Here is a 25903-nt window from a genome sequence, read left to right on the forward strand (position 1 = left end):
GTGAAGCGTCGATCGCCGGTCCGGCGGCCGGCGGCGGCCCGCCGGCCGCGTCGCCTGGCCTTCCGGGCGGCGGGCGCGTGCCGCCGCAGGGCCGGCATCCGGGCCTACGGCCGCTGGCGCACCCGGTCGGTCCGGATCCAGTCGCCCTGCGGCTTCGTCAGCGCGCCCACCAGGATCGGCAGCTTGACCAGCATGAACGAGGGCAGAGCCAGGACGTCGCGCCACGACACCAGGCCCTGGCCCCAGCGCCAGGCGGCGAGCACGATGGCGAGGCAGAGGAGCCCGACGGTGCCGCCGGCAACCAGCATCGGATGCTCGGCGCCGCCCAGCCCGGCCCAGCCGGCGGTGAGCAGCAGGACGAGCCCGCTCATGAGCGCGAGGCCGACCAGGGGCGGCAGGCACAGGTCGAGGGCCACGGCGAGGAGCCGGAGGTCCCGGCCGCGGAAAGCCTCCCGGAACAGGCGCGGCGCGTAGGCCTTGATCAGCGCGATGTGGCCGTGCTCCCAGCGGGTCTGCTGCCTGTGGCGGGCGGCCTCGCCCAGCGGCAGCGGGCTCTCCACCTCGGCCTCCGGGCAGAAATGCGGCGCGAAGCCCGCCAGGGCGAGATCGAGGCCGAGCTTCTTGTCCTCGGCCAGGTGGCCGCTCGCGAAGCTGACCTTGGACAGGCAGGTCGCCGGCAGGGCGAAGCCCGATCCCATGATCGGGCAGGGCACCCCGAGCCGGCGCGCTCCCAAGGGACGCGCGATCGTCCTCACGCGCGCCGCGAACGCCCCGATCCGATGGGCCGGCGACCCGCCGAGCACGGGGGTGAAGAGGTACGACGCCTGGACGGGGCGCCCGAGCGCGACGCTCGCGGCCGCGAGCCGGTCGATGGCGCCGGGCCGCAGGCGGCAATCGGCGTCGACGACGACGACCACCTCGGGCAGGCCGGTCCGGGCGAGGAAGCGCAGGCCCGCGTCGAGCGCGAAGCCCTTGCCGCGCCGGTCGGGATCGTGCCGCACGACGACCTCGGCGCCGCCGGCCTCGGCGATCAGCGCCGTGTCGTCGCGGCAATTGTCGGCGACGACGACGAGACGGTCGCCGTCGACGAGCTGTCCGCGCACCGACGTCATCGTGGCGTCGAGGTCCTCGCGCTCGTCGTGGGCCGGGATCAGGACCGCCACCGAGGGCCGCCGGCCCGCCAGGTGTCCGGGCCGCAGGGACGGGAGCGAGGCCAGGATCTCGGCGAGCAGCGTCAGAACGGGAATCGCGCAGAGACAGGCGACGAGCGACAGAGTGACTTCAGCGAACGACATCATGGTGTCCTCCCGGCCGCATCGCGTTCTTTGATACTGTTGGAGGGTATGGTGGAGGCGGCGGCCTGGGAGCGGCGCAATCCGGAGGCGGGCGAGGCGAAGAACGGATGAGGCGGCGGCGGCGCCTACCTCTTCCGGGCGGCCCGCCTCATCCCTTCTGACCTGTCCGCGACCGCGGACGTCCGGCGACCCCGGGAGCGTTCCGCCCCGCGCCCGCGCCCGCGCCCGCGCCCGCGACCCGAACGCGGCCGTGGCGCCCCTCTCCGCACCCGGGCCCGGAACGGAGCGGCGGGAGCACCGGTTGATCCTCGGAGACAAGAACAGGAGGAAGCCATGAGGATGAGCATGATACTGGCCGCCGGCACCGCGGCCCTGCTGCTCTCGGGCGCCGCGGCGACCGCGGGTCCGTGCGAGTCGGGCAAGCAGGCGAACAGCACCACGACGTCGAACGCCAACCCGCCGCCGCCCACCGGCAAGGTCGCGCCCGGCACGACGGCCGAGTCGACGGGATCCGTCGGGGACACGATGACGGTCGGCGGCAAGACGGCCGTCCCGGGCGACACGTCGAAGATGTCGGACCAGGACAAGGCCGCGAAGGCGCGCGCCGACAACTGCTAGCGCGCGCCGCGCCGCCGCGCGGGTCCCTGCGCGGTGCCTGCACACGCCCGCGTGCGCCTCTGCGCGCGCGGGCTCTGCGCGCGCGGAGCCCGCGACGCGACACTGCGTGCGCCGACGCGTTCTTCCCGCTTCCCGGCACGCGCGGACAACGATGGACCGGGCCGCGACCCGGACGGGGAGGCACCGATGCTGTCACGCAGGCAAGGGCTGAAACTCTCCGCCTCGGCCGCGGCCGCCGCCGTCAGCGGCGCGCCCGCATGGTCCGGGGGCGGGGCGGATCCGGCCGCCCCGACGGTCGGGACGCCGGTGAGCATCCAGGTTCCGGAGGGCGCCTGCGACTGCCACGTCCATGTCTTCCCGGACCCGGCGGCGTTCCCGTTCTGGGAGGGACGCGCCTACACGCCCCCGGTCGCGACCGCCGCCGAGCTGCTCGCGCTGCAACGCGCCCTGCACCTCGACCGCGTCGTGATCGTCACGCCCAGCGTCTACGGCACGGACAACGGCGCGACCCTCGACGGCCTGCGACAGCTCGGCCCGCAGCGGGCCCGCGGCGTCGCGGTGATCGGCGACGCCACCACGGAGGCCGACCTCGACGCCATGGCGAAGGCGGGCATCCGGGGCGTCCGGGTCAACCTGGAGCAGGCCGGCGTGTTCGATCCGGCCGCCTCCGCCAAGGCCCTCGACGCGGCCGTGCGGCGCATCGGGCAGCGGCCGTGGCACCTCCAGGTGTATTCCCGGCTCTCGGTGATCGCGCCCCTCAAGGCGCAACTCGCCGCGGTGCCGGTCCCGATCGTGTTCGACCACTTCGCCGGCGCCCAGGCGGCGCTCGGTCCCCAGCAGCCGGGCTTCGAGGCGGTGCTCGACCTCGTGCGCTCGGGCAACGCCTGGGTGAAGCTGTCCGGGGCCTACCGGGCGTCCACCCGGGCGCCCGATTACCCCGACGTCGCGCCGCTGGCCCGCGCGCTCGTCGCCGCCAACCCGGAGCGCCTCGTCTGGGGCAGCGACTGGCCCCACCCGGACAGCGGCGCGGTGCCCGGCCGCAAGCCGACGGACCTGGCGCCGGCCCAGCCGATCGATGACGGGCGCGTGCTGAACCTGCTGGCCGAGTGGGTCCCGGATGCCGCGCTCCGCAAGGCCGTCCTGGTCGACAACCCGGCGCGCCTCTACGGCTTCTGAGGCGGCGCGGACCGCGCGGGGCGGGCGCGGTCCGACCCCCGCCACCCGCGCGCTCAGCGCGCGAGGAAGTCCGGCACGCGCCGCAGCGCGTCGGCGCGGGCCGCCGGATCGGTGCCCACGTGCGCGACACCGTCCCGGTTCACCGTGTAGGCGAGGCCGCGCCGCTCCCGCAGCGCCAGGGACGGGTGGTCGAAATCGTGGTGGGCGCCCGGGTAGACCACGACCTCGACGGGCTCGCCGCGGGCTGCGGCGTCCTGCGCCATGGCGCGGCAAGGCTCGGCGCCGGTCCAGTCGTCGGCGGCGCCGACCAGGATCAGGAGCGGGACGCCGTCGCGCCAGCCGCGCTCGGCGGGCGCGCGGCAGCCCGGATAGAAGGCGACGGCGCGGGCGAACGGCGCGCCGCCGTCGTCCCGCACGCCCGGCTGCACCGCGTAGAGCACGCTCGAGCCGCCGTTCGACCAGCCGAGGAGCGAGATCGCCCGCGGCTTCACGTCCGGCCGGCCCTGCAGGTAGGCCTTGGCCGCGAGGGCGTCGGCGACGCGCTCGCGACCCGGCCGGATCTCGCGGCCGGCCCGCCCGCACTGCGCGCCGAGGCCGCGCGACCCGAAGCTGTCGGGGAGGAGCACCAGGAAACCCTGCGCGGCGAGCCGCTCGCCCCAATCGGCGTGGCGCGGGTTCAGCCCCCCGCGGCCGTAGAGGCCGCCGCAGCCGTGCAGCGCCACGACGGCCGGGAACGGACCGGGCCCCGCCGGCCGGTAGACCTCGCCCTGGAGGAGCACGCCGTCCGCGCCCGGGAACGCGACCGCGGCGGGCTGCGCCCGGGCGGGCCGGGCCGGCGCCGCCGCGGCGAGGAGGGCGAGCAGGAGGAGCGCGGCGCCCGATCGCGCGCGCGGGCGCCGCTCCGGGTCCTCGCCTCGCTGCGCGCCCTCGCGCCGGACCGGCGTCCACGTCGGCGGGGAGCGCCCCGGCGCCCCGAAGCCACGCAGGCTCACCGCACCACCCTCAGGCATCGCCGATCATCCCCCGGTCTCCCGCGAAGGCCGGATCCCGGCCGGGCCCGCCCCGTCACCGGAGCCGGAACCCGCCCATGCCACCATAGCCGCCCCGGCCGAACCCGCCCATCGGCCCGCCGGGCCCCCGCATCGACGGCGAGCCCAGGCCCGAGGGCACGTAGCCGCCCATGGGCCCCATGCGGGACGGGATGCCGGCCGGTCGCCCGAGGGGGCCGGAAGGGAACCGGGGCCGCGACCCGCCGGTCTCCGGGTAGGGACGCGGCTCGGGGTAGGGACGCGGCTCCGGATAGGGCCGTGGCCCCGGATAGGGACGCTGCGGGAACGGCCGCGGGACCCGGGGGAACGGCCCGATCCCGACGGGGATGCGGGGCGGGCCGGGATCGATCTCGTCGTCGTCGATCTCGACCGCCTGCACCGGGGGGCGCTCGGGCAGCGCGCGGGCGGGCGGGGGGCGGCGCTCCTCCCGGGCGGCCACGGGCCGCTCGGGCGGGCGGGCCGGCGCCTTCGGCGGCACGCGCTCGGCCTTCTGGAGCCGCGGCCTCGGGGCGGGCAGGGGCGCGGGCGGGAGCGTCCCGATCGTCCGCGGCGGGCTCAGGCAGAGCGTCGCGACGCGCTCGCCCCGACGGCTCGTCGCGCGCGCCGCGAGCCCGCGCGCCTCGCCGGCATGGAGCGAGTCCGGATAGAGGGCGAGGAAGAGCCGGAGATCCTCGCTGGCGCCGTTGCGGACGACGGCCGCCCAGGCGAGCTCCTCCTGGCGCAGGGTCAGGACGCGATGGATGCGCAGCGCGTGCTCGTCGTCCGGGTAGATCTCGAGGAAGTTCCTGTAGATCGCGGGCTCGTCCCACAGGATCGCGGTCCGGTAGGCGTCGGCGGGCGCGGCCTCGCGCAGGCTCGCGTAGGTCGGCCGGTTCCGCGCCGTCAGCACCTTCTGGCTCATATCGGCGGCCTTGCCGCCCGCTGAGTTCAGGTCGGCGGCCTTGCCGCCCGTGGGATTCAGGTCGGCGGCCTTGCCGCCTGCCTGGCTCGTATCGGCGGCCTTGGCGCCCGCGGCCGGACCCGTCGCGTCGAAGAAGCTGAAGGGCCGGGTGAGCGAGGACGCCTCCCAGGGCAGCTGGAACCCGCCGGTGCTGGCGTCGACGGCGAGCCGCACCTGCCGGAACAGCTGCTCGACCGGCAGGCCGGGCTCGCGCACGTGCTTCAGGAACGCCTCCGTGTAGGGGCTGTGCCGGCCCGCCCCGTCGAACGCGACGGCGCCCGGCGAGGTCGAGAAGGCGACGAGCGTCCCCCCCTTCGAGGCGACCCGGGCGAGCCCGGCCTCCGAGGCGGCCGCCCGCTCGGCGCCGGCATCCGCGCCGGCCGGGGCCCCGTCGAGGAGCGTCGCCGCGAGGCCGCGGGCGCGCTGGCTCCCGGTGAACGGGTTGTTGCGGCAGGCGTCCAGGATGACGATCTTGGTCTTCGCGCGGGTGGCGTCGAGGCGCTTGAGGATCTCGTCCAGGGACACCGCCTGCCCCACGATCTCGGCCTCGGACGGTCTGAGGTCCACGGGCAGCAGGTAGTTCGACCCGTTCACCTGCATGGCGTGGCCGGCGAAGTAGACGACGACCTCGCTGGCGTCGGCGGCGCGCCGCACGAAGCTCTCGAGCTGGCCGCGCAGGCCGCCGAGGTCGGCGTTGGTCGCCTGCACCACCTCGAACTTCGCCTCCTCGAGCACCTGCCGCATGGCCTCGGCGTCGCGGGCCGTGTTCGGGAGGGCCGGCACCATCTGGTAGGCCGAGTTGCCGATGACGAGGGCGACCCTGCTGGCGGCACGGGCCTCGGCGCCGGCGACGGCGAGCAGGAGCGTCAGGGTCGCCCGCGCGAGCCAGGGCGGCCCGCGCCTGGCGAGACGAGATTCCGTCATTGCAGCCACTCCCATCCCGGATGGCACACGGCTGCGGCCAGCGGAGCCCTGCGGAACCGGCGCGGCGGCCGGTCGCTCAGGCGCGTGCGCCCGCCTGCACCGTGGGGACGAGTGTCGCCGAGAAACGTGCCGGCGCGCGTGCCGTGAGGCACACGGCCGCCGCCGTGGCGTGCGGGCACGCGCGCACGCCGCGGCGGCGGGCCGCCTCGGGCGCCCTGGCGCCGCGTCCCGGTCCCGGTCCCGGTCCCCGGGGCGGCGCGCCTACTCGACGAAGACCTCGTCCCGCCCCTTGCGGATCGTCGGCAGCAGCGCGACGGCGAGGAGACAAGCGGCCACCAGCAGGAGGCCGGCCGAGACCGGCCGCTCCACGAAGGTGCTCATCTCGCCCCGCGAGATGATGAGGGCCCGGCGCAGGTTCTCCTCCATCAGCTTGCCGAGCACGAAGCCGAGCAGCAGCGGCGCCGGCTCGAAGCTGAACTTGATCAGGACGTAGCCGACCACGCCGAACAGCCCGATGAACATGATGTCGGTCGGCAGCGAGTTGATGGAGTAGATGCCGATGCAGCAGAACAGCAGGATCGCCGGGAACATCAGGCGGTAGGGCACCTTCAGCAGCCGCACCCAGACGCCGACCAGGGGCAGGTTGATCACGAGCAGCATGACGTTGCCGACCCACATCGACGCGATCATGCCCCAGAACAGGCTGGCGTTCTTCGTCATCACCTGCGGGCCCGGCACGATGCCGTGGATGGTCATGGCGCCGACCATCAGCGCCATCACGGCGTTGGGCGGGATGCCGAGCGTGAGGAGCGGGATGAACGAGGTCTGCGCGCCGGCGTTGTTGGCGCTCTCCGGGCCGGCGACGCCCTCGATGGCGCCCCGCCCGAAGCGGCCCGGATCCCGCGCGATGCGCTTCTCGACCGTGTAGGAGGCGAAGGGCCCGAGCACCGCCCCGTTGCCCGGCAGGATGCCGAGGATCGCCCCGATCGCGGTGCCGCGCACGATCGGCAGGGCCGACTGGCGCAGGTCCTCCCGGCCCGGCAGCAGGCGCCCGATCGCCTGCCGCACCACGTCCCGGCTCTCGGAATGGTCGAGGTTGCGCAGGATCTCGGCGACGCCGAACAGCCCCATCGCCAGCACCGCGAAGTCGATGCCGTCGGAGAGGAACTGCAGGCCGAACGTCATGCGCTCCCGGCCGGTCTCGAGGTCGGCGCCCACCGTCGAGAGCAGGATCCCGAGCAGGATCATGGCGACCGCCTTCAGGATCGAGCCCCGCGCCAGCACGACCGCGAAGACGAGCCCCATCACCATGAGGGAGAAGTACTCGGCGGGCCCGAAGACCAGGGCGAGGCGGGTGAGCGGCGCGCCGAGCGCCGCGATCACCACGGTGGCGACGCAGCCGGCGAAGAACGACCCGATGGCGGCGATCCCGAGGGCGACGCCGGCCCGGCCCTGGCGCGCCATCGCGTGGCCGTCGAGCGTCGTGACCACGGACGTCGCCTCGCCCGGGATGTTGACGAGGATCGCCGTGGTGGAGCCCCCGTACTGGGCGCCGTAGTAGATGCCCGCCAGCATGATCAGGGCGCCGGTCGGATCGAACCGGAACGTGATCGGCAGGAGCATCGCGATGGTGGCGACGGGCCCGACGCCCGGCAGCACCCCGATCAGCGTCCCCACGAGGCAGCCGACGAAGCACAGGAGGACGTTCATCGGCAGCGGCACCATCCCGAGGACCGGAACCTCCACGGGCACGATCTGCAGCACGGTGCCGAAGCCGAGGGCGAGGTTCGCCAGGAGGTCGCCCATCAGGGCCTCCCGGCCGGGCCGGGGACGTCGGTCCGGTCCGCGGCGCGCCGCCCCCGCGTCCCGGCGAGGTGCGCGGCGAGACCGGCCGCCGCCATGAGGGCGGCGGTCACCCGCAGGCGGGCGTCGCTCGACCAGCCCGACGGGAAGGCGTCCGCGAGCGCCTGCGGGAACAGCGGGATCGGCAGGTTGAGGAGGTCCCCGAACAGCACCATGCAGCCCGCCGTCAGGGTGAGCCCCAGGGCGACGAGCTCGCGCAGGCGCGCGTCCGGCGCGGCGAGCCCGCCGATCACGACGGTCAGGGGCCCGGCGCCGATCAGGCCGAGGCCCGGGATCGTGACCGGGCCGAGGCCGAAGGGCCGGATCGTGACCGCGAAGGTCAGGACCGCGAGGACCACCAGGGCGGGTCCGCGCAGGGACCAGGGCTCGAGGGCGTGCCCGGCCCGCACGAGGCCCGCGACGACGAGGGCGAGCCCGCAGAGGCCGACCCCGACGGCGAGCCAGCGCGGCAGCATCGCCGGTCCCATGGCCCGGAGCGTGCCCTGCGGCAGGTCGCCCGTGAGGAACAGCGCGAGGGCGGAGAGCGCGAGCAGCGCCGCGCCGGACGCGAGGCTCTGGGGCCCGACGACTCGCAGCCTCCTGCGACGGGCGGCATCGGCCTCGGCCCGCATGGCGTTCCCCCCTGGCGCTCGCACCGGCGCCGCTCGCGTCGCCGGCCGCATGTTGTGCACGATGGCGCGCGGGCCGATCAAGCCGGCGCGTGGCCGCCCGCGCCTCGCTATGGCGCCGATCTTCCGCCTATGATGGGGCCTCGGCAACGGGCCGCGACAGCGACGGCCGGCCGGAGGGAGGATCGTCTCATGCCGGCCAGCCTGTCACGACGTTCGGTGCTCGGCGCGGGCGCGCTCGCGGCGCTCGGAAGCCGGGCCGCCTTCGCGCAGGGCTACCCGGCGCGCCCGATCCGCTGGGTGGTGGGCTATCCCCCCGGGGGCACGACCGACGTGCTGGCGCGCCTCATCGCCGAGCCGCTGAGCCGGCGCCTCGGCCAGCAGGTCTACATCGAGAACCGGCCGGGGGCGGGCAACAACATCGGGACCGAGGCGGTGGTCCGGGCCGAGCCGGACGGCTACACCATCCTGCTGGTCAACCCGGCCAACGGCATCAACGCCACGCTCTACAAGAAGCTGAGCTTCAGCTTCGTGCAGGACATCGCGCCGGTGGCCGGCATCACGCGCTCCCCGAACATCATGGAGGTCACGCCCTCGCTCCCGGTCAAGACCGTGGGGGAGTTCATCGCCTACTGCAAGGCGCATCCCGGCACGGTGAACATGGCCTCCTCGGGCCTCGGGACCTCGGTGCACATGTCGGGGGAGCTGTTCAAGGCGATGGCGGGCGTCGACATGGTCCACGTGCCCTACCGCGGCGCGGGCCCGGCGCTGACCGACATGCTCTCGGGGCAGGCCCACGTCCTGTTCGACAACCTGCCCTCCTCGATCGAGCACGTCCGCTCGGGCGGCCTGCGCGCCCTCGCCGTCACCACGGCGGAGCGCTCGCCGGCCCTGCCCGACGTGCCGACGGTGGCCGAGACGCTGCCGGGCTACGAGGCGAGCGCCTGGTTCGGGATCGGGGCCCCGAGGCGCACCCCGCCCGAGCTGGTCGAGCGCCTCAACCAGGAGGTCAACGCGATCCTGGACGATCCCGCCATGGTGAGGAAGCTCGCCGGCCTCGGGGGCACGCCCCTGCGCCTCACGCCCGCGCAGTTCGGCAAGGTCATCGCCGACGAGACGGAGAAGTGGCGCAAGGTCGTGGAGTTCTCGGGGGCGAAGCTCGACTGAGGAGCCCGCATCCGGGCCCGGCGCGCCGGCTGGCACGGGGCTTGCCGGGGCGCGGCGGGGCCGCGGGACGGGGCCGGGACGTGACGCAGGGGTCCGGGGGTTCAATGGCGCGGCTGTCGGTCGATATCGGGGGCACCTTCACGGACATCGTCCTCGAGGCGGGGGGACGGCGCCGGACGACGAAGCTCCTGACGACCCCGCGGGCGCCCGAGGAGGCGGTGCTCGCCGGCACGCGGGCGCTCCTGGCCGAGGCCTCGCTGGGCTTTCGCGACCTCGCGCTCTTCGTCCACGGCACCACGCTCGCCACCAACGCCCTGATCGAGCGCAGGGGCGCCCGGGTCGCGCTGATCGCGACCGAGGGGTTCCGCGACGTCGTCGAGATCGGCGACGAGGGCCGCTACGACCAGTACGACCTCGACATCGACAAGCCGGTCCCGCTGGTGCCGCGCCGCCTGCGCTTCACGGTGCCCGAGCGGATCGACGTCCACGGCGTCGTCCGGCTTCCCCTCGACGAGGCCGCCGTCGTGGCGGTCGCCGCGGCCCTGCGCCGCGAGGCGGTCGAGGCGGTCGCCGTGGCGTTCCTGCACGCCTACGCCGACGCCGGCCACGAGCGCCGGGTGCGCGAGATCCTGTCGGATTCCTGCCCGGGCCTCTGGGTGACCCTCGCCTCGGACGTCGCCCCCGAGATCCGGGAGTACGAGCGCACCTCGACGGCGATCGCCAACGCCTACGTGCAGCCGATGATGGCGCGCTACCTCGGGCGCCTGCGCGACGCCTTCGCGGCGGAGGGCGCGACGGCGCCGATCCACCTGATGACGTCGGGCGGCTCGCTCGCGAGCCTCGACACCGCGAGCCGCTTCCCGATCCGCCTCGTCGAGTCCGGTCCCGCCGGCGGGGCGATCCTCGCGGCCCGGGTCGCGGCCGAGCGCGGCGAGACCCGCGTGCTCTCCTTCGACATGGGCGGCACGACGGCCAAGATCTGCCTGATCGAGCGCTTCGAGCCCCTCAAGTCGCGCAGCTTCGAGGTCGACCGGGCGGCGCGCTTCCTGAAGGGCAGCGGGCTCCCGGTGCGCATCCCGGTGATCGAGATGATCGAGATCGGCGCCGGCGGCGGCTCGCTCGCCCGCGTCGACGCCCTGCGGCGGATCACCGTGGGGCCCGACAGCGCCGGCTCGGAGCCGGGCCCGGCCTGCTACGGGCGCGGCGGCACCGTGCCGGCCGTCACCGACGCCGACCTCGTCCTCGGCCGCATCGACCCCGCGCGCTTCGCCGGCGGCACCATCGCGCTCTCGCCCGACGCCGCCGCGCGGGCGCTCGATGCGGCGGTGGGAGCCCCGCTCGCGCTCGCGACCGGGACGGCCGCCTACGGCGTCGTCGAGATCGTCGACGAGAACATGGCGAACGCCGCCCGCGTCCACGCGGTCGAGCGCGGGCTCTCGGTGCGGGAGCACACGCTGATCGCCTTCGGGGGCGCGGCGCCGCTCCACGCCGCGCGCCTCGCCGAGAAGCTCGGGATCGACCGCATCATCGTGCCGCCGGACGCCGGCGTCGGCTCGGCCGTGGGGTTCCTGCGGGCGCCCGCGGCCTACGAGGTGGTGCGCTCCCGCTACATGCGCCTCGACGGCTTCGACCCGGAGGCCGCCAACGATCTCCTCGGCGCCATGGGCGAGGAGGCCGAGGCCCTGACCCGCAGCGCCGCGGGCGACCGTCCGCTCACCGCCGCCCGCACGGCCTTCATGCGCTACCTCGGGCAGGGGCACGAGATCGCCGTGACGCTGCCGGCGCGCGAACTCGCCCCGGGGGACGCCGAGGGCCTGCGGGAGGCCTTCGAGGCGGCCTACCGGCGCCTGTTCTCGCGCCACATCCCGGGCGCCGTGATCGAGATCCTGACCTGGGCGGTCGCCATCGGCACCGACGAGCCGGCCCCGCCCCGCCTGCCCGACGCCCCACCGGCCGCGGGCCCCCGGCCGGTGGGCGCGCGCGCGACGCTCATGGGCGCCGACGCCGCGCCGGTCGCGATCCCGGTCTACGCCCGCGACGACTTCTCGCCCGGCGCCACCGTCGAGGGGCCGGCGATCGTCGTGGAGGCCGGCACCTCCACCTTCGTGAGCCCGGCCTTCCGGGTCTCGCTCGATTGCGGGGGAGCCCTCGTGCTCCAGCGCAAGGCCACACGCTGACCGGGACGGCAACCATGCGCGCGCAGCCAGGCGAGATCGAGTGGCAGGTGATGTGGAACCGCCTGATCGCCGTGGTGGAGGAGCAGGCGCAGGTCCTGCTCCGCACCGCCTTCAGCCCGATCGTGCGCGAGGCGGGCGACCTCTCGGCCGGCCTCTTCGACCGGCGCGGCCGCATGCTGGCCCAGGCCGTCACCGGGACGCCCGGCCACGTCAACTCGATGGCCGAGGCGGTCAAGCACTTCATCGCGCGGTTTCCCCTCGAGACGATGAGGGCCGGCGACATCTACATCACGAACGATCCCTGGATGGGGACGGGCCACCTCAACGACTTCGTGCTGACGACCCCGTGCTTCCACCGGGGCCGGCTCGTCGGCCTGTTCTCGTGCACGAGCCACCTCATGGACATCGGCGGCCTCGGCGTCGGGCCGGACGCGACGGACGTGTTCATGGAGGGCCTCTACATCCCCCACCTCAAGCTCGCCGAGGAGGGCCGCCTCAACGCGACGCTCATGGCGATGATCGAGGCGAACACCCGCCTGCCGATCGACACCGTGGGCGACACCTACTCGCTCGCCGCCTGCAACGACGTCGGCTGCCGCCGGCTCGTCGAGATGATGGAGGAGTTCGGCCTCGCGGACCTCGACGCCCTCGCCGACCACGTCTGCGACCGCTCGGAGGCCGCCGTGCTGGAGCAGGTCGCCGCGCTGCCGCCGGGCGCCTGGTCCTACGCCATGACGGTCGACGGCTACGACGCGCCCGTGACCCTGAGGGCGACCACGACCGTGTCGGGCGAGGGCATCCACGTCGACTTCTCGGGCACCGGGCCCGCCTCCGGGCGCGGCATCAACGTGCCCCTCGCCTACACGACGGCCTACACGGTGTTCGGCCTCGGCTGCGCCGTCGCGCCCCGCATCCCGAACAACGCGGGCTCGCTCGCGCGCCTCACCGTCTCGGCGCCCGAAGGCTCGATCCTCAACGCCCGGAAGCCCGCCCCGGTCTCGTCCCGCCACATCATCGGGCAGATGCTGCCCGACATGGTGTTCGGCTGCCTGCGGCAGGCGATTCCCGACCGGGTGCCGGCGGAGGGCACCTCCTGCCTCTGGAACATCAACCTGCGGGGCCGCGCGCAGGACGCCAACGGCAACCACGGCTTCAGCATGGCGGTGACGTCGAACGGCGGCACGGGGGCGCGGCCCCGCAAGGACGGCCTCTCGGCCACCGCCTACCCGTCGGGCGTGAAGGGCACCCCGGTCGAGATCGCCGAGGCGCTGACGCCGACGCTGTTCTGGCGCAAGGAGCTGCGGCCGGATTCGGGCGGGGCCGGCCGCCAGCGCGGCGGCCACGGGCAGGTGATCGAGATCGCCAGCGCCACCGGCGAGCCGTTCGAGATCCTGGCCGCCTTCGACCGCATCCACCATCCCCCGCGGGGCCGCGACGGCGGCCGGGACGGCGCGGCCGGCGCGATCCGGCTGGCCTCGGGGGCGACGCTGCAGGGCAAGGGGCTCCAGACCGTCCCGGCCGGCGACCGGCTCGTCCTCCTCACGCCCGGCGGCGGCGGCCTCGGCGACCCGGGCGAGCGCGCCGCCGACGCGCTCGCCCGGGAGGTCGCGGACGGGCTCGTGACGCCTCCCGGCGCCCCGGGCGCGCGCTAGCCCGGGCCGGACGCCGCGCGACGACCGGCGCGAGCCCGGGCGGTCCGCCGTCTGGCACGCTCCTTGTATGACGATGTTCCGAAGCGCAGCATCGCTCCGGCGACAGCTCCAGGTTGGCGTGCCGTTGGTCTGTTGAGGTGCGGGATGACCGGCCCTTCACGACAGCTCCGGCGCGGACCGGGAGGTTCGCGTCCCCGCGCCGCCCCGAGCCCCCGCCCCGTGCGCACGCCCCCGCCCCGCGCTGCGGCGCGCCGCGGCGGCCGCAACCGCGGCGCGCCGGAACCCCACGCGGGCGCAATCTCCATCGGACCGGACACCCTGGCGACCCAAACCCAAGGAGAGCGGACATGTGCGACCGTCACGGCAGCTACACCGTCCCCGATCTCTCGCGGCTGCGGCCGAGCCGGCGGCGCTTCGTCGCCTCGGCGGCGGCCTCGCTCACCCTCGCGGTCGCGCCGGGCGGCATCGGCCGCGCCCTGGCGGGCACCAGCATCAAGGCGACCCACGGGACCGGCTTCTGCAACCTGAACTTCTTCCTCGCCGAGGCGATGCAACTCGCCAAGGACGACGGGCTGACCATCGACTTCGTCAACACGCCGACCTTCTCTGACCAGGTCACGTTCCTGGGCATGGGGCAGGTCGATGCGGGCGTGATGCCCTACACGAGCTTCATGGCGCTCTACGACGCCGGCGCGCCCGTGAAGATCGTGGCCGGGGGCGGCATCGAGGGCTGCGTGATCGTGGCCCGGCCCGGCCTCGACAGTCCCGAGAAGCTCAAGGGCAAGACGCTCGGCACCTTCCAGCTCGATACGCTCGAGGTGCTGCCCTACGACTGGCTGAAGAAGAACAACGTCAGCTTCAAGGACATCACTGTGCGCTACATGGGCTCGACGCCCGAGGCGGTCGAGGCGTTCAAGGCCGGTGCCCTCGACATCATCTCGACGATCGAGCCCTACGGCACGGCGCTCCTCAACGACGTCAAGGGGGCGGTCAAGCTCTCGGACGGCACCGACATCTACGGCAAGGGCTACACCGACTGCGTGCTGGCGACGCGCACCGACCTGATCGCGAAGAGCCCGGCGGCCGTGAAGGCCCTGATCAAGGGCATGATGAAGGCGCAGCTCATGGCCGAGACCCGGCCCCAGGAGGCCCTGAACACGCTCGTCGGCTCCTACTACAAGACCTCGATGGAGAACGCCCAGCTGGCGATGGGCCGCCAGCCCTCGGTCGTGGACGCCCGCAACCAGACGCAGTTCATCCTCGACCGCACCGACTCGGTCGCCGAGATGGGCTACATCAAGAAGAAGCCCGGGCGCGACGCCATCGACTGGACGCTCCTCGAGCAGGTCATCGCGGAGAATCCGGACCTCTACGGCAAGCTCAAGCTGAAGTCGGCCTGAGCCCATGGCCATCGACGTCGCGCGCCCTCCCCTCGCGGCGGCCGAGCGGGGCGAGCCGCCCCTCGCCGCCGCGCCCGCCCGCCGGTTCACCCCGTCGCCGGCCTGGCGGCAGGCCGCGAGCCGGATCGGCTGGACCCTCGTCTCCGTCGGCTGCTTCGCGGGCCTGTGGGAGCTCCTGTGGGCCTTCGGGATCGCCGATCCGAAGCTGCTCCCGCCGCCCCACGTCTTCCTCGGCAGCCTCGCCGACCAGGCGCGGTTCTTCAACACCGCGCAGCGCTGGCAGATCGGCGTCGGCATGAACAGCGGGCCGAGTCCCGCCATGGCGGTGCTGATCACCGTCCTGTCCTCCACCGGCCGGGTGCTGGCCGGGCTGCTCCTCGCCGCCATCCTGTCGATCGGCGTCGGGGTGGCGATCCGCTACGTCGCGATCATCGAGAAGCTGACCCTGCCCACCATCACCCTGCTGGCGCCGGTCTCCCCGATCGCCTGGCTGCCGGTGGCGATCTTCCTGTTCGGGATCGGCAACGCGCCCGCGATCTTCATGGTCTTCATCGCGCTGTTCTTCACCATGGTGCTCTCCACCATCAACCAGATCGACGGCGTCAACCGCAACTTCCTGAACGTCGCCCGCACCATGGGGGCGACGAAGCGCCAGATCTACGCCCGGGTGATCATCCCGGCGATCCTGCCGGGCCTGCTCGTGGTGCTGCGCCTCAACCTGTTCGGGGCCTGGATGGTGGTGCTGGTGGCGGAGGCGACCGGCGTCGGGTACGGGCTTGGCCAGGTCATCATGCTGGCCCGCAACACCTTCAACCCGTCGCTGGTCTTCTTCACCATCACGCTGATCGGCCTCCTCGGCTTCGGGTTCGACCTCGTGTTCCGAATGGTGCAGCGGCGCCTCCTGTACTGGGTGCCCCAGACCGCGGGGGTGCTGCGTGGCCTCTGAGCGGCGCGAGCCGCACTCGTCCCGGGACGCGGTGGTGTGCCGGCGCGTGTCGAAGGTCTGGGCCGCCGGCACGGCCCGGGCGCACGAGGCCCTGCGTGACATCGACCTCGACGTGGCCCCCGGCGAGTTCGTGGTCTTCCTCGGCCCCTCCGGCTGCGGGAAGAGCACGCTCCTCTACCTCATCGCCGGCCTGGAGCCGGCGACCGGCGGCGAGATCTGGTCGTTCCACGACCGGATCGCCGCGCCCTCGCCGGAGCGCAGCCTGATCTTCCAGGAGACCTCGCTGTTTCCCTGGCTGGCGGTGTGGCAGAACGTCAGCTTCGGCCTGTCCCTGAAAGGCGTGCCGGACGGCGAGCGCCGCAGCATCGCCCGGGCCGCGCTCCAGCGGGTCGGGCTCGCGGAGGCCTTCGACAAGCGGCCCGACGAGCTCTCGGGCGGCATGCGCCAGCGGGTGGCGGTCGCCCGGGCGCTGGCGATGCGCCCCAAGGTGCTGCTGATGGACGAGCCGTTCGCGGCCCTCGACGTGCAGACGCGCCAGAAGATGCAGGATTTCCTGCTCGACGTCTGGCGCGACAGCGGCGCCTCGGTGCTGTTCGTGACCCACCACATCGACGAGGCGGTGGCGCTCGCCGACCGCATCGTGGTGTTCACGGCGCGGCCGGGACGGATCAAGACCGTCGTCCGCAACGACCTGCCGCGGCCCCGCGACCCGTTCTCGCCCGGCAGCGAGCGGCTCCGGCGCGAGCTCACCGAACTCCTGCGCGACGAGGTCGACCGCGCCTTCGCCGAGCAGGAGGCGCTCGCCTGACGAGCGCAGGCGGCCACCGACACCGATCGACCCCCACAGGAGGACGGCGCATGGGCACGTCTCTGATCCGCAGCCGGCGGATGATCACCCGCACCCTCGGCCACGACGCCTGGGAGGAGATCGCCGACGGCGCCGTGCTGCAGGAGGACGGCCGCATCGCGGCCGTCGGGTCCTACGACGACCTGAGCCGTCGCTACCGGGACGCCCCGGTCGTCGGCACCGGCAACGAGATCCTGCTTCCGGGCTTCGTCAACGGCCACCACCATGTCGGCCTGACGCCGGTGCAGCTCGGCTCGCCCGACATGCCGCTCGAGCTGTGGTTCGTCACCCGGATGGTCGCCCGCAACCTCGACCTCTACCTCGACACGCTCTACTCGGCGTTCGAGATGATCGGCTCGGGCATCACCACCGTGCAGCACATCCACGGCTGGCTGCCCGGCACGCTCGCGGACGTCGAGGCGCGCTCCGCCGAGGTCATCCGCGCCTATCGCGACGTCGGCATGCGGGTGTCGTACTGCTTCGCGGTGCGCGACCAGAACCGCCTCGTTTACCAGGCCGACGCGGACTTCGTGGCGAGCCTGCCGGCCCCGCTGCAGGACCCGATGAAGCGCTGGTTCGAGCGCTTCAAAATGTCCCTCGACGACAACCTCGCGCTGTTCCGCAACCTCCACTCGGCCCAGGCCGGCCAGGAGCGGGTGCGCATCCAGCTCGCCCCCGCGAACCTGCACTGGTGCTCCGACGCGGCCCTGGAGCGCCTGGCGGGCCTGTCGGAATCCCACGACGTGCCGATGCACATGCACCTCGTCGAGACCGCCTACCAGAAAGCGTACGCCGAGCGGCGCGGCGGCGGCACGGCGGTGGAGTACCTCGACCGCTTCGGGATGCTCGGGCCGCGCCTGACGCTCGGGCACGGGGTCTGGCTGAACGAGGCCGACATCGACCGGCTCGCCGAGACCGGCAGCTGCATCTGCCACAATTGCTCGTCGAACTTCCGGCTGCGCTCCGGCGTCGCCGCGCTCAACCGGTTCGAGGCCCGGGGCATCAACACGGCGATCGGCCTCGACGAGGCCGGCATCAACGACGACCGCGACATGCTCCAGGAGATGCGCCTCGTCCTGCGCGCCCACCGGGTGCCCGGCATGGGCGACGACGAGGTGCCGGGCATGGCGCAGGTGCTCCGGATGGCCACCGTCGGCGGCGCGCGCACCACCGCGTTCGGCGACCGCCTCGGGACGCTCGAGGTCGGCAAGGCCGCCGACCTCGTGCTCCTCGACTGGAACCAGATCGCCTACCCCTACCTCGACGACGAGACGCCCCTCCTCGACGCCGTGATCCAGCGCGCCAAGACCGGCGGCGTTACCACGGTCATGTGCGCCGGCGAGGTGATCTATCGCGACGGCCGCTTCACCCGGGTCGACCGCGACGCGGCGCTGAAGGCCCTGCACGACGACCTCTCGAAGGCCCTCGCCGACGACGAGGTCGAGCGCCGGGCGCTCTCGAAGGCGCTCCTGCCCCACGCGCGCCGCTTCTACGCCGACTACATCGACCCCTCCCGCCACGAGCCGTTCTACCGGCCGAGCTCACGGACCTGAGGCGCGGCGGGCGGCCCCGTCGCGCGCCCGGGGCCGGCACCGACGCGCCGGCGCCCGCCGGGCGAGAGCCCTGGGCGGACCGCAGGCCACCGCGGTCGCCCAGGGCCTCAGCGTCCGAACGGGAGGGCCGCTGATCACCGGAAGAACCCGCCCTGGTGCGACCGGGCAGTGGTCGGCGGGTCCCCGGAGGCGACGGTGTTACCGCATGCTTGCGCGCAGCACGTCGTCCATTTGCAGGAGGCGGCCGGCGCCGCTTCCCCGGCCTTGCCCCGTCGCGCGGACGCCCGGTCCCCTGGGGCGGACCCCGCCGGGGCGGTGCCGGGGCGGGGCTCCCTCGGACGCCGCGGACGCGTGCGGCAGTCTGTCCGGGCGGCGGGCGCCCGCCGCCGGACCCGCGCAGCCGATCCGGCGTTGACCCGCGGGTCGATGCCCGAGGCGAGCGACGGAGCCCGATGCATATTCATCTCGACGCGGTCGGGGGCGTGGCCGGGGACATGGTCGTCGCGGCGCTCCTCGACGCCTTCCCCGAGCACGAGGACGCCGTGCGCGCGAGCGTGCGGGCGGCGAGCCGCGAGGGCGTCAGCTGCACGGTCCCGGCCCACAACGACGGCATCCTCCAGGGCCGCCGCTTCTCGGTCGCGGGACCCCGCGACGACCACGGCGCCTCCCACGGGACCCACCGCCACGCGTCGTCCGGCGACGGCCAGGCGGACCACGGGCAAGGGCACGAGCACGGGCAAGAGCACGAGCACGGGCATCGGCCCTGGGCCGAGATCCGGGACGGGCTCGCGCGCAGCGCGCTCGCGCCGGCCGTGCGCGCCCACGCCCTCGCGATCTTCGAGCACCTCGCGCGGGCCGAGGCCCGGGTCCACGGCATCGCCGTCGAGGCGGTGGCCTTCCACGAGGTCGGGGCCTGGGACTCGATCGCCGACATCGTCGCGGTCAGCCAGCTCGTCGCCGCCCTGGAGGCGCGGAGCTGGAGCGTGTCGGCCCTGCCGCTCGGGTCGGGCCGCGTGCGCACCCAGCACGGGTTCCTGCCGGTCCCGGCGCCGGCGACCGCGATCCTGCTCGAGGGCTTCGCGACCCTGGACGACGGCATCCCGGGCGAGCGCGTGACCCCGACCGGCGCGGCGATCCTGCGCCACCTCTGCACGACGCCCCGGGATCCGGGACCCCGGGTCCTCGGGCGCACCGGCATCGGCTTCGGCGCCCGGACGCTGCCGGGGCTGAGCAACTGCCTGCGGGTGCTCGCCTTCGGCCCGGCCCCGGCCGAGGCGCCGGGCCACCGCGCCCTCGGCGTCATCGAGTTCGAGGTCGACGACCAGTCGGCCGAGGACCTGGCGATGGGCCTCGAGCGCCTGCGCGGGCACCCCGACATCCTCGACGTCGTCCAGATGCCGGTCTTCGGCAAGAAGGGCCGGATGATGACCTACGTGCGCGCCCTCGCGCGGGCCGATGCCCTCGAGGCGGCGGCGGCCGCGTGCTTCCGCGAGACCACCACGATCGGCCTGCGCCACCACGTCGTCTCGGGCGCGGCCCTCGCCCGCAGCCTCGCCACCGTCGAGGTGGACGGGCGGCCGGTGCGCGTGAAGACCGTCGAGCGGCCCGGCGGGCGCACCGCGAAGGCCGAGGCCGACGACGCCCTGGCGCAGGAGGGGCACGCGGCCCGCGCGGCCCTGCGCCGCGAGGCCGAGCGCCTCGCCCTCGCGGCCGGGCGCGGCGCCACCGCGGAGCCGGATCGGTGAGAACCGCCCTCGAGGCCGTCCTGGCGGGCGCCGGCCCGCTCGCCGTCGCGGTGAGCGGCGGGGTCGACAGCCTCACCCTGGCGACGCTCGCCCACCGGCGCGGCGGCGCGCCGCCCCTCGTCGTGCACGCGGTCTCCCCGGCGGTGCCCGGCGAGGCGACCGCGCGGGTGCGGGCCGAGGCGGCCCGGGAGGGCTGGCGCCTGCGCGTCATCGAGGCCGGCGAGTTCGCCGACCCGGCCTACCGGGCGAACCCCGTCAACCGCTGCTTCTTCTGCAAGACGAACCTCTACGGGGCGATCCGGCGGGTCACGGAGCGCCAGATCGTGTCGGGCGCCAACCTCGACGACCTCGGCGAGTACCGGCCCGGCCTCGACGCCGCCCGCGACCACGGCGTGCGCCACCCCTACGTCGAGGCCGGCCTCGGCAAGGCGGACGTGCGCGCGCTCGCCCGCGCCCTCGGCCTTCCGGCCGTGGCGGAGCTGCCGGCCGCGCCCTGCCTGTCGAGCCGGGTCGAGACCGGCATCCGGATCGAGCCCGAGGTCCTGGCGTTCATCCACGCCGTCGAGGGCCTGGTCGGGGCCGCCCTCGAGCGGGCCGCGACGGCCCGGCAGGCCGTGCGCTGCCGGGTGCGGGCCGCCGGGATCGTCGTCGAGCTCGACCCCGAGAGCCTCGCATCCCTGCCTCCCGACCGGCGGGACGACCTCGGCCGCCGCATCGCCGCGCAGGCCCCGCCCCGCCTCGCCGCCGCGCCGGTGCGGTTCGCACCCTACCGCACCGGCAGCGCCTTCCTCACTGGGAGCGCCGCGTGAGCGTCGCCGAGGAGTTCACCCTCGATTTCGGCCGGCCCGAGCGGATCGGGCTCGAGGAGGCGGTCTACGCCGCCGGCAAGTCGCCGGCGCAGATCGACGCCATCCTGGAGGCCGCGAAGGCCCGGGGCGCGAGCCTGCTGCTCACGCGCCTCGACGCCGACCGCTTCGCGGCCCTCGACCCGCGCCACCGCGACCGCATCGACCATTGCGCCGTCTCCCGCACCGGCATCTTCGGGAACCGGCGCCCCGTGACCGGACCGCCCCGGGTGGCGATCGTCGCCGCCGGCACCTCGGACGTGCCGGTGGCGCGGGAGGCGGAGCGCACCCTCACCTACCAGGGCCGCGCCGCGACGCTGTTCGCCGACGTCGGCGTGGCCGGGCTGTGGCGCCTGACGCGGCGCATCGAGGAGATCCGGGCCCACCCGGTGGTGATCGTCGCGGCCGGGATGGACGCGGCCCTGCCGAGCGTCGTCGGCGGCCTCGTGGCTGGGGCGATCGTCGCGGTGCCGACCTCCGTGGGCTACGGCGTCGCCGAGGGCGGGCGGGCCGCGCTCGACGCCGTCCTGGCGAGCTGCGCCCCGGGCATCACGGTCGTCAACATCGACAACGGCTACGGCGCGGCCTGCGCGGCGCTGCGCCTGCTGCACGCCGCGCAGCGCCTCGCCGAGGCCCCCTGAGATGGCGCGCCAGCCCCTCCGTCCCGGGCACCGCGCCCCAACCCCCCGCCAGCGTGGAGATCCGCCATGGAACGTCGCAGCTTCCTCCAAGGGGCCGCCCTCGGCGCAGGGCTCACCGCGTCCGGCAGCGCGGCGGCCGTGACCGCGCCGGGCCTGCCCGCCTCCCGCCCGGCGGACCCCGCCGACCTGCCCCTCGTGGCGGATCCGGGCGAGCGCCGGGGCGAGATGCTCTACCGGCCCTTCGGGCGCTCCGGCGAGACGATCTCGGCCATCGGCATGGGCGGCTTCCACCTCGGCAAGAGCGCCGTGACGGACGCCGAGGCGACCCGGCTCCTCCACCAGGGCGTCGACCGCGGCATCACCTTCATGGACAATTGCTGGGACTACAACGAGGGCCGCTCGGAGCAGCGCATGGGCGCCGCCCTGGCGCAGGGCGGCTACCGCGACAAGGTCTTCCTGATGTCCAAGATGGACGGGCGCACGAAACAGGAGGCGCTGAAGCAGATCGACGAGTCGCTCAGGCGCCTGCGCACCGACCGCATCGACCTCGTGCAGCACCACGAGATCCTCCGCTACGACGACCCCGACCGCGTCTTCGCGGAGGGCGGCGCCATGGAGGGATTCCTCGAGGCCAAGCGGGCCGGCAAGCTGCGCTACATCGGCTTCACGGGCCACAAGGACCCGCGCATCCACCTGCAGATGCTGGAGGTCGCGGCCGAGCGCGGCTTCCACTTCGACGCCGTGCAGATGCCGCTCAACGTCATGGACGCGCATTTCCGCAGCTTCGGGCACCTCGTGCTGCCGATCCTCGTGCAGAGCGGGATCGCGGTCCTCGGGATGAAGACGTTCGGCGACGGGGTGATCCTGAAGAGCGACGCGCCGATCCGGCCCCTCGAGTACCTGCACTTCTCCCTCGCCCTGCCGACCTCCGTGGTGATCACCGGGATCCAGAACCAGCGCGACCTCGACCAGGCCTTCGAGGCGGTGCGGACCTTCGCGCCCATGGACAAGCCGGCGCTCGCCGAACTCCTCGCCCGCAGCCGGCCCTACGCCCTCGAGGGCAAGTACGAGCTGTTCAAGACGAGCGCGACCTTCGACGGCACGGCCAAGAACGCCGCCTGGCTCGGGGAGGACGTCCCGGGCGTCAAGACGCTCGCGCCGACGATGGAGTAGGGGGACGGGCGCCAGGGACGTCCTCCCCGCGCGCCTTCAGGTCAGCCAGTGGTCCCGCCGGATCACCAGCGCCACCACGGCGGTCGCCAGGATCGCCGAGCCCGCCCCGTCCCGGAGGGCCCGGGCGGGGTCGTTGGGCATCGCGATCAGCCAGACGGCGATCGTCGCCGTCACGGCGATCACGGCGGCGCAGGCGATCATCCGATTGACCATGGGCTCGGCTCCTTCGACGGGCGGGCGCAGCCTACAAGGATCGGGCCGGTCGGTATCGGGGCAATCCCGATGCGCCGGTCCGCAGGCCGGCACGGGCGTCGGAGGGCGCGGACATCGAGGCCGCCGGAACCCCGTCGCGCAGGATCGTGCGGGCGCTCGGCCTCGCGGCGGTCGGGCTTCGGTGGCGCCTTGAACTTACAGTTGGACTTACGCTGCGGCAGATCAACTTTGCTCTGCTGGTCGGGTAAAGCTTGCTTAACGCTCCGTCTGCAAATTGAGCGGGTTGCGGCCGGCGTTGTTCCGAGGTGGACGGCTGCTCTCAAGAGGTTGCCGTGTCACTCCAGAGCTTCTCCATCCGCGCCAAGCTGGTCGCGGCGTTCTCCGTGCTGACCCTGTTCGTCGTCGGCCTGGGCCTGCTCGGCCTGCTGAGCACCCAGCGGATGCGCGAGCAGGCCCTCGCCATCGAGACCAACTGGCTCCCCAGCATCCGGGTGCTCGGCGAGATCGACACGCTGACCGCACGCACGAGCGCCCTGCTGCTGCGGCACACCCAGGCCGCCGATCCGGCGCTCGTCGCGAGCATCGAGCGGGACATGGTGCGCTTCGCCGGGAAGCTGGACGAGAAGCGCGCCGCCTACGAGGCGATGATCGGCTCGGCCGAGGAGCGCGCCCTCTACGACGCCTACGTCCGGGAGATGCGGAACTTCGAGGCCCAGCGCCGGCCGATCCTCGACCTGTCGCGCGACGGCCAGAAGGCGCAGGCCTTCGCGCTCTACGAGACCAGGGGCATCGTGCCGCGCCGGGCCGCCTCCGAGGCCCTCGACCGCCTGATCCTGCACAACAACGAGGGCGCCGACCGGGCGCAGGCGAGCAGCCGGGCCGTCTACGAGAGCACCCGGACGGCGGCGATCGCGGCGATCCTCGCCGCCCTCGTCCTCTCGGGCCTCCTCGCCGCGGCGATCATCCGCGGCGTGTCGCGCGGGATCGCGTCGGTGGTGCGGCCGATGCAGGCGCTGGCGGGGGGCGATCTCGCGGCGAGCATCCCCCAGCACGGCGGCCGCACGGAGATCGGTCAGATCGCCGCCGCCGTGCAGGTGTTCAAGGACGCCCTGATCCGGATGCGGGCGCTCGAGGAGGAGACGGCCCTCGCCCGGGCCGGCGCCGAGGCGCAGCGCAAGCGGGCGATGCGCGAGCTCGCCGACGGCTTCGAGCGGGCTGTCGGCGGGATCGTGGACCTGGTCACGGCGGCGGCGACCGAGTTGCAGGCGACCGCGCAGGGCATGGCCGGCACGGCGACGCAGACGGCGGACCAGTCGACCGCCGTCGCGGCCGCCGCCGAGGAGGCGGCCGCGAACGTCAACACCGTGGCGGCCGCCGCGGAGGAACTGGGCGCGTCCGTGCAGGAGATCGGCCGGCAGGTGAGCGGCTCGGCCTCCCTGGCGCAGGCGGCCGTCGGCGAGGCGGCGCGGACCGCGACCTTCGTGCAGGAACTGAGCGGGGCGGTCACCAAGATCGGCGACGTGGTGGGGATGATCACCACCATCGCCGGGCAGACGAACCTGCTCGCCCTCAACGCCACCATCGAGGCGGCGCGCGCCGGCGAGGCCGGGCGCGGCTTCGCGGTGGTGGCCGCCGAGGTCAAGGAGCTCGCCAACCAGACCGCGCGGGCGACCGAGGAGATCAGCGACCAGATCGGCCGGATCCAGGCCTCCACCGGGCACGCGGTCTCGGCCATCGGCGGCATCACCGGGCGCATCCGGGAGATCAGCGGCGTCGCCACGACGATCGCGGCCGCGGTCGAGCAGCAGGGGGCGGCGACCCAGGAGATCGTCCGCAACGTCGCCCAGGCGGCGGCCGGCACCGGCGAGGTGACGAGCAACATCGCGAGCGTGGCGGGCGCGGCCGAGGAATCCGGGGCCGCGGCGAGCCAGGTGCTGGCGGCCTCCTCCGAGCTCTCGCGCCAGTCCGAGCACCTGAGCGCCGAGGTGGCGCGCTTCCTCGCCACGATCCGGGCGGCCTGAGCGGTCGCCGCCGGGCTGACCCGCCGGGCACCCGCCCGGGCTCGCCCGGGGAGACGCGGCCGGTCAGGCGCGGGGCGGGCGGTGCGGCCGGTTCAGGCGGGTCGGCTCGCCGGCCTCCGGATAGGCGATCTGGATGGCGCGCGGCGCCCGTCCGTTGACCGTGATGGCATCGGCGACGCACAGCAGGGCGAGGAGGCTGAGAAGGCGGGGCGACATGATCCGATCCGAAGTCCGGATCGATCCATGCCGTGCTGCGGCCCGCGTGCCTGTGACGTCGCGCACGCGGCCGCACGCCGCCCCCCGCGCCGCGGACAGACGCCCGCGCTGCCGCCGTGCCGCCGCAATCCCGTCAGCTCTGGTTCAGATCGGGAGGCGCAGACATGAAAAACCCACTTATGTCCCTCAATGGAACATGAGAACTCGGTGATCGGATTGCATGACGCCGCCGTCATCGTGCGAAGGCGCTCACCCATGACACGTCTCTATTTCCACTGTGGCTCTGCCGGCGGGATCCTCCTCGACTACCGCGGCGCGGAGATCTCGGATCTCGCGGAGGCGCGGGACCACGCCCTCGACGTGGCCCGCAAGGTGATGCGGGACGCCTACGGGGTCGCCGACTTCTCGGACTGGTTCGTCTGCGTCGGCGACGACCAGGACGAGGAGATCCTGCGCGTGCCGTTCACCTGCGCGCTGCCTACCCTGCACTGAGGCCGGGCCCGATCGGGCGCGACAGGCGACCCGCGATGTGGTCTCGTGCGGCGGCACACCGGAGGCGCCCATGGTCGAGATCCGACACCTCAAGGCCGGCGAGGGTATCCCGGCCGACGTGGACGGCATCGTCCTCGTGTATCGCCGGGCCGCCGGTTCCTCGGCCTAGGTCGGCAGCCCCGTCGAGCTGATCCGGCGCGCCCAGGCCTTCGTCGTCGGTCCGGACGCAGCCCCCGACGCCCTGGAGCGGCAGATCGAGAAGGCGCGGGCCTTCGCGGCGGAGCGGGGCTTCACGACGGTCTACGTCAAGGAAGAGGCGGACCGGCCCGCCGGCGCCGCTCC

General features: G+C 74.3%; 22 protein-coding genes. 15 read left to right on the plus strand and 7 right to left on the minus strand.

Going from position 1 to position 25903, the window contains the following annotated elements; all coding sequences use genetic code 11:
• Positions 1 to 104 precede the first annotated feature (104 nt).
• The gene (locus tag DT057_RS13025; protein ID WP_128562536.1) at positions 105 to 1298 is read right to left on the minus strand and encodes a glycosyltransferase family 2 protein; all 1194 of its coding nucleotides are present in this window, start codon (positions 1296 to 1298) and stop codon (positions 105 to 107) included.
• 330 nt (positions 1299 to 1628) lie between these two features.
• Between DT057_RS13025 and DT057_RS13030 the strand changes: the two genes are divergently transcribed.
• On the plus strand, positions 1629 to 1913 hold the full coding sequence (locus tag DT057_RS13030; protein WP_128562537.1) for a hypothetical protein: 285 nt from the start codon (positions 1629 to 1631) through the stop codon (positions 1911 to 1913).
• Positions 1914 to 2099: 186 nt separating this feature from the next.
• A complete protein-coding gene (locus DT057_RS13035) occupies positions 2100 to 3089 on the plus strand; it encodes an amidohydrolase family protein (protein ID WP_128562538.1) in 990 nt (329 codons plus the stop codon).
• 53 nt (positions 3090 to 3142) lie between these two features.
• On the opposite strand, the gene DT057_RS13040 is transcribed toward DT057_RS13035, so the two are convergent.
• From DT057_RS13040 to DT057_RS13055, 4 genes are all read right to left on the minus strand, one after another.
• On the minus strand, positions 3143 to 4099 hold the full coding sequence (locus DT057_RS13040; protein WP_128562539.1) for a dienelactone hydrolase family protein: 957 nt from the start codon (positions 4097 to 4099) through the stop codon (positions 3143 to 3145).
• 55 nt (positions 4100 to 4154) lie between these two features.
• A complete protein-coding gene (locus DT057_RS13045) occupies positions 4155 to 6002 on the minus strand; it encodes a caspase family protein (RefSeq protein ID WP_162501392.1) in 1848 nt (615 codons plus the stop codon).
• Between the two features lie 261 nt (positions 6003 to 6263).
• On the minus strand, positions 6264 to 7808 hold the full coding sequence (locus DT057_RS13050) for a tripartite tricarboxylate transporter permease (RefSeq protein WP_128562541.1): 1545 nt from the start codon (positions 7806 to 7808) through the stop codon (positions 6264 to 6266).
• The gene (locus DT057_RS13055; RefSeq protein WP_128562542.1) at positions 7808 to 8476 is read right to left on the minus strand and encodes a tripartite tricarboxylate transporter TctB family protein; all 669 of its coding nucleotides are present in this window, start codon (positions 8474 to 8476) and stop codon (positions 7808 to 7810) included. Before DT057_RS13055 ends, DT057_RS13050 begins: the two co-directional genes overlap by 1 nt.
• Positions 8477 to 8665: 189 nt before the next feature.
• On the opposite strand from DT057_RS13055, the gene DT057_RS13060 reads away from it, so the two are divergent.
• The 11 genes from DT057_RS13060 (at position 8666) to DT057_RS13110 (ending at position 22619) form a co-directional block, all read left to right on the plus strand.
• Entirely contained in the window at positions 8666 to 9640 is a 975-nt protein-coding gene (locus DT057_RS13060) for a Bug family tripartite tricarboxylate transporter substrate binding protein (RefSeq protein WP_128562543.1), read from the plus strand.
• Positions 9641 to 9744: 104 nt separating this feature from the next.
• Positions 9745 to 11817, plus strand: a complete 2073-nt coding sequence (locus tag DT057_RS13065) for a hydantoinase/oxoprolinase family protein (RefSeq protein WP_128562544.1) — start codon at positions 9745 to 9747, stop codon at positions 11815 to 11817.
• 14 nt (positions 11818 to 11831) lie between these two features.
• Entirely contained in the window at positions 11832 to 13469 is a 1638-nt protein-coding gene (locus DT057_RS13070) for a hydantoinase B/oxoprolinase family protein (RefSeq protein WP_128562545.1), read from the plus strand.
• Between the two features lie 347 nt (positions 13470 to 13816).
• Positions 13817 to 14869: an ABC transporter substrate-binding protein gene (locus DT057_RS13075; protein ID WP_128562546.1), complete on the plus strand. Its 1053-nt coding sequence runs from the start codon at positions 13817 to 13819 to the stop codon at positions 14867 to 14869.
• A 4-nt stretch (positions 14870 to 14873) separates the two neighbouring features.
• Positions 14874 to 15815 carry an ABC transporter permease gene (locus tag DT057_RS13080; RefSeq protein ID WP_128562547.1) on the plus strand — a complete coding sequence of 314 codons (942 nt, stop codon included), beginning with the start codon at positions 14874 to 14876 and terminating at the stop codon, positions 15813 to 15815.
• The gene (locus DT057_RS13085) at positions 15805 to 16623 is read left to right on the plus strand and encodes an ABC transporter ATP-binding protein (RefSeq protein WP_128562548.1); all 819 of its coding nucleotides are present in this window, start codon (positions 15805 to 15807) and stop codon (positions 16621 to 16623) included. The genes DT057_RS13080 and DT057_RS13085 overlap by 11 nt, the downstream gene beginning before the upstream one ends.
• Positions 16624 to 16673: 50 nt before the next feature.
• Positions 16674 to 18215, plus strand: coding sequence for an amidohydrolase family protein (locus DT057_RS13090; protein WP_128562549.1), 1542 nt, complete (start codon positions 16674 to 16676; stop codon positions 18213 to 18215).
• A gap of 452 nt (positions 18216 to 18667) precedes the next feature.
• Positions 18668 to 19960 carry a nickel pincer cofactor biosynthesis protein LarC gene (gene larC, locus DT057_RS13095; protein WP_128562550.1) on the plus strand — a complete coding sequence of 431 codons (1293 nt, stop codon included), beginning with the start codon at positions 18668 to 18670 and terminating at the stop codon, positions 19958 to 19960.
• The gene (gene larE, locus DT057_RS13100; protein ID WP_128562551.1) at positions 19957 to 20769 is read left to right on the plus strand and encodes an ATP-dependent sacrificial sulfur transferase LarE; all 813 of its coding nucleotides are present in this window, start codon (positions 19957 to 19959) and stop codon (positions 20767 to 20769) included. The genes larC and larE overlap by 4 nt, the downstream gene beginning before the upstream one ends.
• Positions 20766 to 21446, plus strand: coding sequence for a nickel pincer cofactor biosynthesis protein LarB (larB, locus tag DT057_RS13105; protein ID WP_128562552.1), 681 nt, complete (start codon positions 20766 to 20768; stop codon positions 21444 to 21446). Before larE ends, larB begins: the two co-directional genes overlap by 4 nt.
• Positions 21447 to 21512: 66 nt before the next feature.
• Positions 21513 to 22619 (plus strand): aldo/keto reductase, encoded by a 1107-nt coding sequence (locus tag DT057_RS13110; RefSeq protein ID WP_128562553.1) that lies wholly within the window; start codon positions 21513 to 21515, stop codon positions 22617 to 22619.
• 36 nt (positions 22620 to 22655) lie between these two features.
• On the opposite strand, the gene DT057_RS36135 is transcribed toward DT057_RS13110, so the two are convergent.
• Positions 22656 to 22832, minus strand: a complete 177-nt coding sequence (locus DT057_RS36135) for a hypothetical protein (RefSeq protein ID WP_203236262.1) — start codon at positions 22830 to 22832, stop codon at positions 22656 to 22658.
• A 332-nt stretch (positions 22833 to 23164) separates the two neighbouring features.
• On the opposite strand from DT057_RS36135, the gene DT057_RS13115 reads away from it, so the two are divergent.
• Positions 23165 to 24853 (plus strand): methyl-accepting chemotaxis protein, encoded by a 1689-nt coding sequence (locus DT057_RS13115; protein ID WP_128562554.1) that lies wholly within the window; start codon positions 23165 to 23167, stop codon positions 24851 to 24853.
• A 63-nt stretch (positions 24854 to 24916) separates the two neighbouring features.
• On the opposite strand, the gene DT057_RS35480 is transcribed toward DT057_RS13115, so the two are convergent.
• Complete coding sequence (locus DT057_RS35480; RefSeq protein ID WP_162501393.1) at positions 24917 to 25069, minus strand: hypothetical protein; 153 nt, start codon at positions 25067 to 25069, stop codon at positions 24917 to 24919.
• Positions 25070 to 25324: 255 nt separating this feature from the next.
• Here DT057_RS35480 and DT057_RS13120 point away from each other — a divergent pair, with 255 nt between their 5' ends.
• Positions 25325 to 25561 carry a DUF6894 family protein gene (locus DT057_RS13120; RefSeq protein ID WP_128562555.1) on the plus strand — a complete coding sequence of 79 codons (237 nt, stop codon included), beginning with the start codon at positions 25325 to 25327 and terminating at the stop codon, positions 25559 to 25561.
• Positions 25562 to 25903: the final 342 nt, after the last annotated feature.

The organism is Methylobacterium crusticola, from assembly GCF_003574465.1.
Taxonomy (GTDB): Bacteria; Pseudomonadota; Alphaproteobacteria; order Rhizobiales; family Beijerinckiaceae; genus Methylobacterium; species Methylobacterium crusticola.

What these genes read in the sequence shown, in the direction of transcription:
- DT057_RS13025 (WP_128562536.1), bottom strand. Translation starts at nt 1,298, where the DNA reads ATGATGTCGTTCGCTGAAGTCACTCTGTCGCTCGTCGCCTGTCTCTGC.
- DT057_RS13030 (WP_128562537.1), top strand. Translation starts at nt 1,629, where the DNA reads ATGAGGATGAGCATGATACTGGCCGCCGGCACCGCGGCCCTGCTGCTC.
- DT057_RS13035 (WP_128562538.1), top strand. Translation starts at nt 2,100, where the DNA reads ATGCTGTCACGCAGGCAAGGGCTGAAACTCTCCGCCTCGGCCGCGGCC.
- DT057_RS13040 (WP_128562539.1), bottom strand. Translation starts at nt 4,099, where the DNA reads ATGCCTGAGGGTGGTGCGGTGAGCCTGCGTGGCTTCGGGGCGCCGGGG.
- DT057_RS13045 (WP_162501392.1), bottom strand. Translation starts at nt 6,002, where the DNA reads ATGACGGAATCTCGTCTCGCCAGGCGCGGGCCGCCCTGGCTCGCGCGG.
- DT057_RS13050 (WP_128562541.1), bottom strand. Translation starts at nt 7,808, where the DNA reads ATGGGCGACCTCCTGGCGAACCTCGCCCTCGGCTTCGGCACCGTGCTG.
- DT057_RS13055 (WP_128562542.1), bottom strand. Translation starts at nt 8,476, where the DNA reads ATGCGGGCCGAGGCCGATGCCGCCCGTCGCAGGAGGCTGCGAGTCGTC.
- DT057_RS13060 (WP_128562543.1), top strand. Translation starts at nt 8,666, where the DNA reads ATGCCGGCCAGCCTGTCACGACGTTCGGTGCTCGGCGCGGGCGCGCTC.
- DT057_RS13065 (WP_128562544.1), top strand. Translation starts at nt 9,745, where the DNA reads ATGGCGCGGCTGTCGGTCGATATCGGGGGCACCTTCACGGACATCGTC.
- DT057_RS13070 (WP_128562545.1), top strand. Translation starts at nt 11,832, where the DNA reads ATGCGCGCGCAGCCAGGCGAGATCGAGTGGCAGGTGATGTGGAACCGC.
- DT057_RS13075 (WP_128562546.1), top strand. Translation starts at nt 13,817, where the DNA reads ATGTGCGACCGTCACGGCAGCTACACCGTCCCCGATCTCTCGCGGCTG.
- DT057_RS13080 (WP_128562547.1), top strand. Translation starts at nt 14,874, where the DNA reads ATGGCCATCGACGTCGCGCGCCCTCCCCTCGCGGCGGCCGAGCGGGGC.
- DT057_RS13090 (WP_128562549.1), top strand. Translation starts at nt 16,674, where the DNA reads ATGGGCACGTCTCTGATCCGCAGCCGGCGGATGATCACCCGCACCCTC.
- larC (WP_128562550.1), top strand. Translation starts at nt 18,668, where the DNA reads ATGCATATTCATCTCGACGCGGTCGGGGGCGTGGCCGGGGACATGGTC.
- DT057_RS13110 (WP_128562553.1), top strand. Translation starts at nt 21,513, where the DNA reads ATGGAACGTCGCAGCTTCCTCCAAGGGGCCGCCCTCGGCGCAGGGCTC.
- DT057_RS36135 (WP_203236262.1), bottom strand. Translation starts at nt 22,832, where the DNA reads ATGGTCAATCGGATGATCGCCTGCGCCGCCGTGATCGCCGTGACGGCG.
- DT057_RS35480 (WP_162501393.1), bottom strand. Translation starts at nt 25,069, where the DNA reads ATGTCGCCCCGCCTTCTCAGCCTCCTCGCCCTGCTGTGCGTCGCCGAT.
- DT057_RS13120 (WP_128562555.1), top strand. Translation starts at nt 25,325, where the DNA reads ATGACACGTCTCTATTTCCACTGTGGCTCTGCCGGCGGGATCCTCCTC.